Source organism: Intestinibacter sp., from assembly GCF_051866655.1.
Lineage (GTDB): Bacteria > Bacillota > Clostridia > Peptostreptococcales > Peptostreptococcaceae > Intestinibacter.
Map to the genome: position 1 here is coordinate 1 of NZ_JBJDXL010000386.1, position 14,234 is coordinate 14,234.

Consider the following 14,234-nt stretch of genomic DNA (forward strand, 5'->3'; position numbering starts at 1 on the left):
TTCATCACTTCGCAGATACACAGCCATAAGATGCTCCAGAGTGTGTATTGCGGCAATGTCCATTGCAGGCTCAATATTTGGTCTTTTAATACGAATATCAAAGGTTGTTACGGTTTCGCCGCCCACCTTATCCTTTCTTGACACATATATGCCCCTTAAAAGCCTGTCGTGGTCAATTGTGAAGCTGGCAACGCTGTCGCTTTTTATTTCCTTATGCTCATTCATTTTAATTAATTCCTCCGCTAAAAAAGATATATCTATTTTAGAGATAAAAATACACGAGGGCAAAAATCGCCAAGTAAGAAAGATGTGCAAGGCGATAAATCATCCAGTACTTAGATTAAAAAGAGTGGCGATGGGTAAAATAAAAATACAAGACTGTCAAATAGGAAAGTACAGATATTTGACAGAAGAAGAAATAAAATACCTAAAAAGTATTTAATTTAAAAATAAAAACAATAAAGAGGAATTTACATGTTGAGAGCCAAATATATAAATAAAGTAACAGAAGTAAATAAACTTTATCTAGAAGATATAGTAAAAGAAGGCGATGTAGTAGTAGACGCAACTATGGGAAATGGATACGATACAGTATACCTTGCCAAAAAAGTAGGAATTAAGGGAAAGGTATATGCATTTGATGTTCAAGAAGAGGCGCTTAAATCTACATCTAAAAAAATTACAAAGGAACAACTAGAAAATGTAGAGCTCATATTAGATGGGCACCAAAATATGGACAAATACGTAAAAGAGCAGGTATCCTGTGTAGTATTTAACCTGGGATATCTTCCGAGGGCAAAGCATCAAATTATTACAAAATCAGATACGACTTTACCTGCGATAAAAAAGGGACTCGATTTATTAAAGCCAAATGGAGTTATGAGCATAGCAATTTACAGTGGTCATGAAGGCGGAATGGAGGAAAAGGAAGCAGTCTACGAATTTACAAAAAACTTAGATCAAAACTATTTCAATGTAATGTGCACTAAATTTATAAATCAAATAAATAATCCGCCAGAGCTTCTACTAATAGAAAAAAAAGGATAAATTTAACTATATATATAAATTAAAGATTACAAGAAATTAATATAAAAATAGTGTTATAATAGATTTGAAGGTTTGTAGCTATTCAATAGAAAAGAGGGAAATGTATGGATGATAAAAATTCTAGAAATGACAACAAACAATTAATAAATATAATACAATCGCAATATCCGAGGCTTAGTAAGGGTCAAAAATTAATAGCTCAGTATATAATAAACAATTACGACAAAGTAGCATTTATGACAGCCAGTAAATTAGGCGAAACAGTAGGAGTAAGTGAATCAACAGTCGTTAGATTTGCAAATGCTCTAGGCTATGCTGGATATCCTAAATTACAAGAGGGATTACAAGAGTTGATTAAAAATAAATTGACTACAGTTCAAAGAGTTGAAATGGCAAATGAAGATTATTCAGATGATTCTACAATCCTAAGCAAGGTATTAAAAAGTGATATCGACAATATAAAAGCTACATCAGAGGATATGGATCAAAAGGCATTTGAAGAGGCATCTACAAGAATTTTAAAATCTAGAAAAATATATATATTGGGAATGAGAAGTTCATTTACTGTAGCACAGTATTTGGCATTTTATTTAAATGTAATATTAGACAATGTCCAGCTTATCAGAATAGACATGGGAGATCCTTATCAACAAATAGTCAGAATGAATGAAGAGGATATTTTAATAGTATTTAGTTTCCCAAGATATTCAAAGCAATCTCATCAGGTTGCGAAATATGCAAAGAGTAAGGGAGCATATATAGTATCTATAACTGACAGTTCTTTTGCGCCAGTAGCACCTTTATCAAATAATATACTATTGGCTAAAAGTAATATGGCGTCATTTGTAGATTCTCTAGTAGCAGCTATGAGTGTAGCAAATGCACTGATTATATCAGTTGCTATGAAGGAAACTGACGATATAAAGAAATACTTCCACGATTTAGAGCAAATTTGGGAAGAATATGTAGTCTATGAATAATTATTTAATTTATTTTTAAAAATAATAATTGACAATAGATGGAAAATTAATTATTATTTTATTAATAAAAATAATTCTAAATTCAGTGATGAAGAAAAGTAGCATGGATTAGGTTTATAGAGAGTCGGGGACGGTGGAAGCCTGATAATTCTGTTCATTGTGAAAAGAGCTTTTGAGAAGGTTATTTGAACTTTTAGTAGGATAATCGGTATACCTGCCTTAAAGGTTAGAGTGGATAAGATATCTTATCAATTAGAGTGGTACCGCGCGATGTCGCCTCTTAGTTTTATACTAAGAGGCTTTTTTAATTAAGGCATTCAAAATGACAATAATAAATAGTAAAGGAGACAAAGTTATGGCAAAGAAAATAGACTTAAAGGGGAAAAGTTTCTTAACATTAAAGGATTTTTCAAAGGAAGAAATAAAATATTTCTTATCATTAGCTAGCTACTTAAAAACTAAAAAGAAAATAGGAATAAAAGGAGATTTACTAGAAGGTAAAAATATAGCTTTAATATTTGAAAAGGCGTCTACAAGAACAAGATGTTCATTTGAAGTTGCAGCACACGATGAAGGTGCTCAAGTTACATACTTAGGACCAAACGATAACCACATGGGTAAAAAAGAATCTATGGAGGATACTGCTAAGGTTTTAGGAAGATTTTTCGATGGTATAGAATTCAGAGGATTCAAACAATCTACAGTTGAATGCTTAGCAAAATACTCAGGAGTGCCTGTATGGAATGGATTAACTGATGAATACCATCCAACTCAAATATTAGCAGATTTACTAACTATATCTGAACACGTAGACAAACCATTTGATAAAATAAAATTTGTATATGTTGGAGATGCGAGAAACAACATGGGTAATTCACTTATGATAGGCTGCGTAAAAATGGGTATGAAATTCGTATCTCTTGCACCAAAAGAATTATGGCCTAATGAACAATTAGTAGAAGAAATGCAAGAAGTTTGCAAGCAAACTAAAGGAAGCATTCATTTAACAGAAGATATAAACGATGTAGTAGATGCAGATGTTATATACACTGACGTATGGGTTTCAATGGGTGAAGAAGATCAATACGAACAAAGAATAAACCTATTAAAAGACTACCAAGTAAACATGGATATGATAAAGAAAACTAACAATGAAAATGTTATATTCTTACACTGTTTACCAGCTTTCCATGATTTAGAAACAGTAGTAGGTAGAGAAATATACGAAAAATACGGTCTAGCTGAATTAGAAGTAACTGATGAAGTATTTAGATCTAAATATTCAAAGGTATTTGACGAAGCTGAAAATAGAATGCATACTATAAAAGCAGTTATGGTTGCAACTTTAGCTGATGTAGATATAACAGCAACTCATAAATAAAGTGCAAGCTGTTAAAAATAAATTAAAAGGCTTATATTAATTCTCATATTAATATAAGCCTTTTTTCTATAAAAAATTTTATTTATTAAAAAAAACTTTTAAAAAATATATAATTTATAAAGCCTAAAAACCTTTATCCCTTACTAAGAAAATATAGAAAAAATCAAATATAATAAAATTTATATGGTAAAAATTGCAATTTTTATAAAAAAACTTTCATAATTAATAACTTAAAAAAAAAAATTAAAATTATAGTGCAATTTCCATATAATGGTTATATAATAAGATGTATAAGGATTTAGCAATAAGTTTTGATATTAAAAAATATATCAAATACAAAAAAATGAATGAAACTTTTTAAAAATTTCATTCATTTTTATAAAGTTATACATTATGTATACTACTTTAATTTTTAAATAATTATTTTAGGGGGTAAAAAAAATGTGCGTAAAAGATAAAATCAAGAATAAAGAAATAAAGATAGTTGATACAACTTTAAGAGATGGAGAACAAACAGCAGGTGTTGCTTTTGCAAACCATGAAAAAATAGCTATAGCTCAAGCTCTAAGTGATATAGGTGTAGACCAATTAGAAGTTGGTATACCTACAATGGGTGGAGATGAAAAAGCTACAATCAAAGAAATATGTAAGAGAAACTTAAAGGCAAGCATAATGGCATGGAATAGAGCTGTTGTTTCAGATATAGAACAATCTATAGACTGTGGAGTTGATGCAGTTGCAATTTCTTTATCAGTATCAGATATACACATTCAACATAAATTAAAAAAATCTAGAGAATGGGTTTTAGAAAACATGTATAACGCAGTTTCTTTCGCTCATAAAAATGGATTATACATATCAGTTAATGGAGAAGATGCTTCTAGAGCAGATACAGACTTCTTAATAGAATTTATAAATGTTGCTAAACAAGCAGGTGCAAACAGATTTAGATTCTGTGATACAGTTGGTGTTATGGAACCATTCGCAACTAGAGAAAAAATAGAAAAAATTCATAAAGCAACTAACTTCGATATAGAAATGCATACACACAACGACTTCGGTATGGCTACTGCAAATGCTATAGCAGGTGTTATAGGTGGTGCAAATCATATAGGATGTACAGTAAATGGTCTAGGGGAAAGAGCAGGAAACGCTGCACTTGAAGAAGTTCTTATGGCACTTAAATTCGTATATGGATACGATACAGATATAGATACTACTAAATTCGTAGAAATATCTAGATACGTATCACAAGCTTCTGGTAGACAATTACCAGCATGGAAGGCAATAGTTGGTACTAACATGTTCAGACATGAATCAGGAATCCATGCAGATGGAGCTATAAAGGATCCTAAAAACTACGAAGCATTTGACCCAGCAGAAGTTGGTCTTCAAAGACAAATAGTAATAGGTAAACACTCTGGAAAAGCTGCAATAGTGAATAAATTTAAAGAATACTCTATAGAACTTACTAATGATGAAGCTAATCAAATATTAGAAGAAGTTCGTAAAGTATCTGTAGGATTAAAGAGAGAATTATTCGATAAAGAATTAGTTCAAATATATCAAGATATAAAAAATGACTATAGAATATTCTAATAAGCCTAGACATTAGGAGGATGTAATGAAATCAAATGTCAATGAGATAACAGCTGGTGTTATGATAAAATTAAAAGACGATATAACGACAAATGATGTCATCACGCTAGATGAAAATAATATTGATGCTTTAGCTAAAAAGTGCTTTAATAAAATAGATGAAGGCTTCATAGACCGCGTAACTTTTAATGAAGGTGGATTTATAGTAGCAGGAGAAGATTTCTTAGAAGGAACTTCTGATGAAATCGTGGCAAAAGTATTTTCAAATTTAAAAATAAAAGGTATAATAGCAAAATCTTTTAATCAAATGCATAAAGAAAATTTAATAAAAAACGACATTATACCTATGGAATTCGTAAATGCCGATGAATACGAAAAAGTCGGGCTTTATGATATATTGAAATTAAAAAATTTATATGAGGATTTGCCTAAAGGTATTTTAGAAGTTATAAATATAACTAAAGGAACTAGCTTTTGGGTAAAATTATAAATTCTTGTTTAATAGGGGGATATGAAATGTATAAAGTAACATTAATACCAGGAGATGGAATAGGACCAGAAGTAGCAGCTGCTATGGTAAAAGTTGTAGAGGCTACTGGTGTAGATATAGAATGGGAAAAGGTAGACGCTGGAGCAGGCGTTATGGACGAATATGGAACTCCTCTTCCAGAACACGTAATAGAAGCTATAAAAAGAAATAAAATAGCTATAAAAGGACCTGTAACTACTCCAGTAGGTAAAGGATTCAAAAGCGTAAACGTAACACTTAGACAAACTCTAGATTTATATGTAAATTTAAGACCTGTAAAGAGCTTTAAAGGCATTAAATCTAGATATGAAGATATAGATTTAGTAATAGTTAGAGAAAATACTGAAGGATTATACTCAGGAATAGAACACAAAATAGGTGACTACGGCGCAGAAACTATAAAAATAATAACTAAGCCTGCCTGCGAAAGAATATGTGAATTTGCATTTAACTACGCAAAAGACAATAATAGAAAGAAAGTAACAGGTGTACATAAAGCAAACATAATGAAATTAAGCGATGGACTATTTTTAAATACATTTAAAGATATCGCGGCTAAATACCCTGATGTAGCTAGCGACGACTTAATAGTAGATGCTGCTTGTATGAACCTAGTTATAAATCCAGAAAAATACGATGTAATGGTTATGCCTAACTTATACGGTGATATAGTATCTGACTTATGCTCAGGACTTGTAGGTGGACTTGGAATGATACCAGGAGCTAATATAGGTAAAGACTACGCTGTATTTGAAGCAGTTCACGGTAGTGCACCAGATATAGCTGGCAAAAATATAGCTAACCCAACAGCAATAATCCAATCAGCTGTTATGATGCTTAGATATTTAGGAGAACAAGAAGCTGCAGCTAAGATAGAAAATGCTCTAGCACAAGTATTCCTAAAAGGTGAAAACTTAACTGGTGATTTAGGTGGAACTGCTACAACTGATGAATTTACAAATGAAATATTAAAATATATATAATAGTTTAGATCTAAAATTATTGTAATTATCATGAATACTTCCTTTATAATTTTATAGAGGAAGTATTTTTTTGAAAGGAGGCATTTTATGAAAATAGGAATTTCAGCGTTGCCGTTTAATTTAAAAGAGGCATTAGATATTTGCGAGAAAAATAAAAAAATAGAGCATATAGAAGTCGGGCTTGACAATCTAGAAGATGTAGAGGTTTTAAAAAAATATAAATCAAGAATAGAAAATTTAAATTTAAGTGTTTCGATACACCTGCCTATGGAGTTAAATACATGTGAAAATATAAAATATATAAGAAATTCATGGATAGATTTCATATGTAAAATAAATGAGGCCTTAAGTGATGTCTTTGATATTAAATACTACAACCTTCATTTAGGATATGTGATGACAAATAGGTTAGACAGAAACAGACAAAAATATTTAAAAAATACAGTAGAATTTTTAAACGACATAAAATTAAACGAAAATTTAAATGGAATGATTTTATCTATAGAAAATACATACTCTAAAAGAGGTGATTTTTCAAATATAGGCGACAGAGTAGACGATTTTAATTATATTTTCAATAATATTATAAATAATAGCGTTTATTTTTGCTATGATACAGGACATAATTTGATAAGTAAGGGAGATTATACTCAGATTTTTGATACGACCAAAATTATTCATTTTAGCGATAATAATGGTATAGATGATTTACATTTAGGCTATAAAAAGGGCGTTTTAACCGATGAAATATTCAATAAAATAGAAAAAATAGATCCAGATTATTTAATATTAGAAATAGACTTTAGAGATGTAGAAGATACTATAAATTATTTTTAAAATCATATTATAAAATTTTGCTTATGAAATAAATAGATTTTTTCTTATATATAAAAATTTTTAATAATTTTGTTATATTTTTTTTATATATTAATGCAATCCAATAAAAATGTGCTATAATCTAACTACATGGTTAATTAAATCGACAATCGGGTTGACAAAAAATAACCATGTAGTTTATGTCCCCTTTTTGTACAGATGAGGTAAATAGTTTTATAGGAAAAATTTATAAAAAGGGAGAAAAAGAATGATTTTAATGATAGACAACTATGATTCTTTCGTATACAACTTAGTTCAATACTTTAAAGAGCTAGACGAAGACATAGTGGTGAAAAGAAATGATGAAATTACGATAGACGATATAAAAACATTAAACCCTGAAATTATCGTATTATCACCAGGACCATGCAGTCCAACTGAAGCTGGAATTTGTATCGAAGCTGTAGAAAATTTCAAAGGTAAGATACCTATACTTGGTATATGCTTAGGACACCAAACTATAGGTCAAGTATTTGGCTCTAAAATAGTTAAGGCAATAGAGCCAGTTCATGGAAAAGTCCACAGTATCACTCACGATGGCAAGGGAGTTTTTACAAATATAAAAAATCCTCTAAACGTGACTAGATACCACTCTTTAGTAGTAGACACTGAAACGTTAAGTGATGAACTAGAAATCACTGCTAAAACTAAAGAAGGGGAAATAATGGGCTTAAGACACAAAAAGTACATGATAGAGGGAGTTCAATTCCATCCAGAAGCTGTACTTACAGAATGTGGCCATGAGCTTTTAAGAAACTTTATTACTTTAGCTAGAGAAAGGATACAAAAAAATGCTTAGACAAATAGATACTAAACTAGATGCTTTTGAAATTTACACAATATTTAAAGATGAAAACGACAGCTTTATTTTAGACAGTGCAATGGATCCAGAAAAATTAGGGAGATACTCTTTTATAAGTAGTAATCCTTTTAAAAAAATAAAAGCAAAAGATTCTGAAACTAATCCTCTTAATACTTTAGAGGAAGAACTTAAACATTACCAAGGCGAAAATGACACTGAGTTGCCATTTGTAGGTGGAGCAGTAGGGTATTTATCTTATGATTTAGGAAACTACATGGAAAAGCTACCTCAAATTGCTGTAGATGATACGGGAGTATACGATTTATATTTTGGTTTTTACAATTGGGTAGTTGCAATTGACCATCTAGAAAATAAAACTTATATAGCTACACCGAATTTAGACAAGAAAAAAGAAGAGTCTTTAATCGATGAAATTGAAAATAGAATAAAAACTGCAGAACAAAAGGGAATAGACCCAATCTGCTATGAAACTAAAAACATTAAACCTATAAAACTACAATCAAACTTCACTAAAAAAGGATTTGAAGATGCTGTACAAAAAGTAAAAGATTATATAAGAAGTGGGGATATATACCAAGCTAATTTAACTCAACGTTTTACAGGAAAAACTAGCTTATCTAGTTATGAATTATATAGAGATTTGAGAAGATTTTCTCCAGCACCATTTGGAGCATTTTTGAATTTCGATAAATTCCATATTCTATCTAATTCACCTGAGAGATTTATCAAGTGTGTAGATAGAAAATTAGAAACTAGACCTATAAAGGGAACTAGACCTAGAGGAAAAGACGAAGCTGATGATTTAAGATTAAGAGAAGAGTTACTAAATAGCGAAAAGGACAGAGCAGAACTACTTATGATAGTAGACTTAGAGAGAAACGACTTATCTAGAGTATCTAAGGTAGGTACTGTAAAGGTTCCAGAGCTATTTGTAATCGAGCCTTATGCAAATGTAAATCATTTAGTTTCAACAGTAGTAGGTACTTTAAGAGACGAATTAAGCCCTATAGACGTGATAAAAGCCACTTTCCCAGGAGGATCTATAACAGGTGCGCCTAAGATTAGATCTATGGAGATAATAGAAGAATTAGAACCAACTAAGAGAAATGTATACACAGGCTCTATAGGATACATAGGATTTGACGGAAATATGGACTTAAATATAGCTATCAGAACTATAGTAAAACAAGACGAAAATGTGTACTTCCAAGTTGGTGGAGGTATGACTTGGGGTTCTAATCCAGCTGATGAGTACCAAGAAACTATGGACAAGGCTGCTTCTATAATGAAGGCTCTTAGAGGTTATTATGAAGAGTAATGTTTCTTTTAATTCAACACTTTCAAAGTTTGGGATGGGATTATTTGAAACTATAAAAGTCACAGACTGTCCTCTAGATTTAGATTTACATTTAGATAGGCTGTTTAATTCAGCTAGAGAATTAAACTTTGACATTTGCGAAAATAAAGAGTTTTACAGAAAAACGATTTTAGAATATATAGATAAAAACGACGTAAAAAATAAAGCACTTAGACTTACAGTATTTGATGAAGGATATAATATAAGCCTAAGAGATATAGCTTATAATGAAGAAACTTACAAAAAAGGCTTTAAATTATGCATATCTCCAATTAAAAGGGGAGACAGTATAATATACAGACATAAGACTACTAATTACTACGAGAGCATGTACTCTAAACATTTTGCAGTCGACAATGGATTTGACGATGCGATATTTTTAGATACTTCTGGTAGAGTATTAGAATGTTCTTTGAGCAATATATTTTTCGTAAAATCAAATACAGTATATACACCTAAGAGCTCATCACCAATTTTAAATGGAATAATGAAGCTAAATTTATGTAGAGTTTGCGAAAGCTTAAATATAAATTTAGTCGAATGCGATATAGATATCTCATCTATTGATGAATATGAAGGTGTATTTGTTACAAATAGTTTAATGGGTGTGATGCCTGTTACACAAATAAATCAAATAGATTTTGATAAAGAGAATAAAATAATAAAACTTATAAAAGAGAATCTATAAAAGGCGGTGAGTATATGTCAAAATTAAACGATGTATTTCAAAGGGAAATAGATTTGATAAAAAAGGACGAAAATACTCTAGGGATAGTGCTTGTAGGTTCTAGTAAGGATTTAGATTTTAAAAAAGATGTAAAGATAAACGATATAGATCTTTTTATATTTACAAAAGAACAAAAGGAAAACCAAATTCGCATAAATAAAGTGATTTCTTCTATAGAATTTGATTTAAACTATATTTCTAAAAAAGGATGCGAGAGCTTTATAAAAAATAAAGAGTATTTCTTCCTGAAAATAAACGACGGCAAGATAATATTTGACACTGAAGATTATTCAAAGAATATACTTAGAAAATGCAAGGAAGCTTACGAAGAAGGTCCAGATAAGATTTCCGAGGAAATAAAAAGAGATAAACTGTTAGAAATCGAATCAGAAATCAAAAAATTAAAATCAAAGGACGAATTTGAAGATTTTGAATACGATTTTTTTGTGAATATAGCACTGAGAGATCTTATTAGAATGTATTATATAAAAGAAGATAAATGGGTACCTAAGGACAAAAAATTAATAAAAAGCATAAAGAAAGATGATAAAAAAATATATGATATATTAAAAAATGCATCAGACGATAAATATGAAATGCTGTTAGATATATTTGAATATATAAAATAATGCCCTTAGATTTTTGGAGGTAAGAAATGGCAGTAGATCAAGCAAAAATAAGAAAAGCAGTAAGAGAAATCCTAGAAGCAATAGGTGAAGATCCAGATAGAGAAGGGTTAGTTGGAACTCCTGATAGAGTTGCTAGAATGTATGAAGAAATATTCTGTGGATTACATCAAGATCCAAGAGAACATTTAAAAGTATTATTTGCAGATGAAAAACACGAAGAAATGGTTGTTGTAAAGGATATTCCTTTTTACTCAAGCTGTGAACACCATTTAGTTCCATTCTTTGGAAAAGCTCATGTTGTTTATATTCCAAAAGATGGTAGATTAACAGGTTTATCTAAATTAGCTAGAGTAATAGAAACTATAGCTAGAAGACCACAACTACAAGAAAGAATAACTAAAGACACTGCAAACATAATAATGGAAGAATTAAAACCTTATGGAGTTATGGTAGTTGTAGAAGCTGAACATATGTGTATGACTATGCGTGGAGTTAAAAAACCAGGTTCAAAAACTGTAACTTCTGCAGTTAGAGGTGTGTTCGAAACTGATGCGCTAGCTAGAAGTGAAGCTATGTCACTTATAAACTTATAATAATTTAATTTAAAAAAGGAAAAGTTATATTTGCCATGTATTTGGTGAATATAACTTTTGCTGTGATTTAGAAAGATAATTACTGAGGAGATAAAAATGTTAGAATACGGAAAAAGAACTTATATAATGGGAATATTAAATGTAACACCAGACAGCTTTTCTGATGGTGGAGATTTTACTAATATAGATATAGCAGTAAACCATGCTAAAGAAATGATAGATTTAGGAGCTGATATGATAGATTTAGGTGGAGAATCTACAAGACCAGGTCACAAATTTGTATCAGCAGAAGAAGAAATATCTAGAATAGTGCCAGTTATAAAAAGATTAAAAGAAGAAATAAACGTGCCAATATCTATAGACACTTACAAAAGTGAAGTTGCAGAAGAAGCTTTAAAACTAGGTGTAGAAATGATAAACGACGTATGGGGACTAACTTACGACGGCAAAATGGCAGATGTAGTGGCTAAATACGATGCAGAAGTATGTATAATGCACAACCAAGATGGAACAGAATACGACAAGGATATAATGGAAGCTATAAAAGAATTTTTACAAAACAGCGTAGATATGGCTTTAAAAGCAGGCGTTAAAAAAGAAAAAATAGTACTAGATCCAGGTATAGGATTTGGTAAAACTTACGAACAAAATGTAGAAGTTCTAAGAAGACTTGGAGAGCTTAAAGATTTAGGATATCCAATATTACTTGGAACATCTAGAAAATCAGTATTAGGAAAAATCCTAGAAGGCACTACTCCAAAACAAAGAGTAGAAGGTACTGTAGCTACTACTGTACTTGGTATAAGAGATGGAGTGGACATAGTAAGAGTTCACGATGTAAAAGAAAATCTAGAAGCTGCTAAGGTAGCTGATGCAATATACAGAGTTTAATTTATAGAGGTAAAATATGGACAAAATATTATTGAGTAACTTAGGATTTTACGGATATCATGGAGTTTTAAAGGAAGAGGCTGTCTTAGGTCAAAAGTTTTTCATAGATATGGAGCTTTATTTAGACACTAAAGAAGCCGGCAAAACCGACGATATGAATAAATCTGTAAGCTATGCAGATGTTTACGATGTAGCAAAGGATATAACTGAAAACAGACGATTTAATTTAATAGAGGCGTTGGCTGAAAATATAGCTGATGAAGTTTTAAATAAATTCCCGCTAATCAAAGGAGTTATGGTAAGAGTTAAAAAGCCAGAAGCTCCAGTACCGGGGATATACGACTATTTTGGAGTTGAGATAAGAAGGGATAGAAATGAGTAGAGCGTATTTAGGACTTGGAACTAACATGGGTGATAGATTAGATTACTTGATGAAGGCGTGCAAGATGCTTGAAGAAAGCGAGTATATAACTTCTATCAAAAAATCAAACCTTTACGAGACTAAGGCATGGGGTTATACAGATCAAGCTGATTTTCTAAATATGTGCGTGGAAATCGAAACTAGTCTACCTCCATATGAGCTTTTAGATTTATGTCAAGATATCGAAAATAAATTAGATCGCGTCAGAGTTATAAGATGGGGTCCTAGAACTATAGATGTAGATGTGCTTTTTTACGATGATGTAATATCGTTAGACGAGAAGCTTTTAATACCTCATCCAAGGATAAAGGACAGAGCTTTTGTGCTAGTTCCTCTTATGGATTTAAATGAAGATTTAAGTATAGATGGTAAGTCTATAAAGTTTTATTTAGATAATTTGACTGATGAGGAAAGAGCTGAAGTTAAGGAATTTAAATAGTATAAGAAGGCCACTTGGTATTTTATATCAAGTGGTTTTTTGCGTATAAATATATGAAGTTGTAAATTATAACAAAAAATATATAAAAAGTATTTACAATAGTCTATTAAAGGACTATTATAAACATATAGTCTATCAATAGACTATATGGGAGGTGAATATATGGATATAAGAATTAAAGAGATGAATATTGCCCTCAGTCGTATAAATAGTCTTTATAGCAAATGGCAAGAGGATATGAATGTCAGTGGAGCAAGACAACAGATTGTTCTTGCTCTTGTGGCAGAACCAGGTATTTCTCAGAAAGAAATTTGCACAAATTATCTTTTGCCGAAACAGACAGTAAGCAAAGAAATTTTACTCATGGAAAAAGAGGGATTATTGACCTTGGAGGTTGATGAAAATGATCGCAGGGGTAAAAAAATTGTAATGACTGAAAGAGGTATTGAATATACTAACCAGGTATTACAGCCGTATTTCAATCTTGAAAGTAGAATTGAAAATCGTATGCAGACAGAGCATTATGAACAGCTTGTAACGGAACTTGTTAATTATGCAAATGCTCTTGAAAATGAGCTTGAAGAAAATAAAAAGGGGTAATGATTTATGGAGTATGTAATTTTAAATAATGGAATAAAAATGCCTATGGTTGGGTTTGGAGTGTTTGAAATACCAGCTAAGTACACGGAGCAGTGTGTGTTTGACGCTATTTCAGTTGGTTATCGTCTTATTGATACAGCACAGGCTTATCACAATGAGGAACAAGTTGGACTTGGTATTGAGCGAGCGATAAAGGAACTAGGCATCAATCGAGAGGATATTTTCCTTACTACAAAGGTGTGGGTTTCAGAATTCGGATACGAAAAAACAAGGCTTTCTATCGAAAAGTCGCTTAGAAAGCTGAAAACTGACTATATTGACCTTGTACTTATTCACCAATGTCTTTCAGACTACTATGG

General features: G+C 31.0%; 19 protein-coding genes and 1 other annotated feature. Of the genes, 18 read left to right on the top strand and 1 reads right to left on the bottom strand.

The genetic code is table 11. The features are described from left to right. On the bottom strand, positions 1–225 hold a 225-nt coding region (locus tag ACI3VO_RS11545), incomplete at its 3' end, for an S-ribosylhomocysteine lyase (protein WP_439758059.1). An 82-nt stretch (positions 226–307) separates the two neighbouring features. Here ACI3VO_RS11545 and ACI3VO_RS11550 point away from each other — a divergent pair. The 18 genes from ACI3VO_RS11550 to ACI3VO_RS11635 all read left to right on the top strand — a co-directional run. Beyond that, positions 308–442 carry a hypothetical protein gene (locus ACI3VO_RS11550; protein WP_439758060.1) on the top strand — a complete coding sequence of 45 codons (135 nt, stop codon included), beginning with the start codon at positions 308–310 and terminating at the stop codon, positions 440–442. Between the two features lie 32 nt (positions 443–474). Next, a complete protein-coding gene (locus ACI3VO_RS11555) occupies positions 475–1,047 on the top strand; it encodes a class I SAM-dependent methyltransferase (RefSeq protein ID WP_439758061.1) in 573 nt (190 codons plus the stop codon). A 104-nt stretch (positions 1,048–1,151) separates the two neighbouring features. After that, on the top strand, positions 1,152–2,027 hold the full coding sequence (locus ACI3VO_RS11560) for a MurR/RpiR family transcriptional regulator (protein WP_320625444.1): 876 nt from the start codon (positions 1,152–1,154) through the stop codon (positions 2,025–2,027). A gap of 76 nt (positions 2,028–2,103) precedes the next feature. Continuing rightward, positions 2,104–2,311 (top strand) — a binding site (T-box leader). A 71-nt stretch (positions 2,312–2,382) separates the two neighbouring features. After that, positions 2,383–3,408: an ornithine carbamoyltransferase gene (gene argF, locus ACI3VO_RS11565; RefSeq protein ID WP_439758062.1), complete on the top strand. Its 1,026-nt coding sequence runs from the start codon at positions 2,383–2,385 to the stop codon at positions 3,406–3,408. A gap of 441 nt (positions 3,409–3,849) precedes the next feature. Beyond that, complete coding sequence (gene nifV, locus ACI3VO_RS11570) at positions 3,850–5,007, top strand: homocitrate synthase (RefSeq protein WP_439758063.1); 1,158 nt, start codon at positions 3,850–3,852, stop codon at positions 5,005–5,007. Positions 5,008–5,032: 25 nt separating this feature from the next. Then, on the top strand, positions 5,033–5,497 hold the full coding sequence (locus ACI3VO_RS11575) for a hypothetical protein (RefSeq protein WP_439758064.1): 465 nt from the start codon (positions 5,033–5,035) through the stop codon (positions 5,495–5,497). A 26-nt stretch (positions 5,498–5,523) separates the two neighbouring features. Beyond that, positions 5,524–6,519, top strand: coding sequence for an isocitrate dehydrogenase (NAD(+)) (locus ACI3VO_RS11580; protein WP_439758065.1), 996 nt, complete (start codon positions 5,524–5,526; stop codon positions 6,517–6,519). 87 nt (positions 6,520–6,606) lie between these two features. Beyond that, on the top strand, positions 6,607–7,356 hold the full coding sequence (locus tag ACI3VO_RS11585; RefSeq protein ID WP_439758066.1) for a sugar phosphate isomerase/epimerase family protein: 750 nt from the start codon (positions 6,607–6,609) through the stop codon (positions 7,354–7,356). 247 nt (positions 7,357–7,603) lie between these two features. Then, on the top strand, positions 7,604–8,194 hold the full coding sequence (locus ACI3VO_RS11590; RefSeq protein ID WP_439758067.1) for an anthranilate synthase component II: 591 nt from the start codon (positions 7,604–7,606) through the stop codon (positions 8,192–8,194). After that, positions 8,187–9,536: an aminodeoxychorismate synthase component I gene (pabB, locus tag ACI3VO_RS11595; protein WP_439758068.1), complete on the top strand. Its 1,350-nt coding sequence runs from the start codon at positions 8,187–8,189 to the stop codon at positions 9,534–9,536. The genes ACI3VO_RS11590 and pabB overlap by 8 nt, the downstream gene beginning before the upstream one ends. Then, positions 9,526–10,263 carry an aminotransferase class IV gene (locus ACI3VO_RS11600; RefSeq protein ID WP_439758069.1) on the top strand — a complete coding sequence of 246 codons (738 nt, stop codon included), beginning with the start codon at positions 9,526–9,528 and terminating at the stop codon, positions 10,261–10,263. The genes pabB and ACI3VO_RS11600 overlap by 11 nt, the downstream gene beginning before the upstream one ends. 14 nt (positions 10,264–10,277) lie before the next feature. Then, positions 10,278–10,931, top strand: a complete 654-nt coding sequence (locus ACI3VO_RS11605; protein WP_439758070.1) for a hypothetical protein — start codon at positions 10,278–10,280, stop codon at positions 10,929–10,931. A gap of 26 nt (positions 10,932–10,957) precedes the next feature. Then, a complete protein-coding gene (gene folE, locus ACI3VO_RS11610) occupies positions 10,958–11,524 on the top strand; it encodes a GTP cyclohydrolase I FolE (protein WP_439758071.1) in 567 nt (188 codons plus the stop codon). 96 nt (positions 11,525–11,620) lie between these two features. Then, positions 11,621–12,415 carry a dihydropteroate synthase gene (gene folP, locus ACI3VO_RS11615; RefSeq protein WP_439758072.1) on the top strand — a complete coding sequence of 265 codons (795 nt, stop codon included), beginning with the start codon at positions 11,621–11,623 and terminating at the stop codon, positions 12,413–12,415. A gap of 16 nt (positions 12,416–12,431) precedes the next feature. Then, the gene (gene folB, locus ACI3VO_RS11620; RefSeq protein ID WP_439758073.1) at positions 12,432–12,797 is read left to right on the top strand and encodes a dihydroneopterin aldolase; all 366 of its coding nucleotides are present in this window, start codon (positions 12,432–12,434) and stop codon (positions 12,795–12,797) included. Then, positions 12,790–13,275 (top strand): 2-amino-4-hydroxy-6-hydroxymethyldihydropteridine diphosphokinase, encoded by a 486-nt coding sequence (gene folK, locus ACI3VO_RS11625; RefSeq protein WP_439758074.1) that lies wholly within the window; start codon positions 12,790–12,792, stop codon positions 13,273–13,275. The genes folB and folK overlap by 8 nt, the downstream gene beginning before the upstream one ends. A gap of 162 nt (positions 13,276–13,437) precedes the next feature. Beyond that, positions 13,438–13,875, top strand: coding sequence for a MarR family winged helix-turn-helix transcriptional regulator (locus ACI3VO_RS11630; RefSeq protein ID WP_439758075.1), 438 nt, complete (start codon positions 13,438–13,440; stop codon positions 13,873–13,875). Positions 13,876–13,881: 6 nt separating this feature from the next. Continuing rightward, positions 13,882–14,234 (top strand): aldo/keto reductase (locus ACI3VO_RS11635; RefSeq protein ID WP_439758076.1); only part of this gene is annotated, 353 nt, incomplete at its 3' end.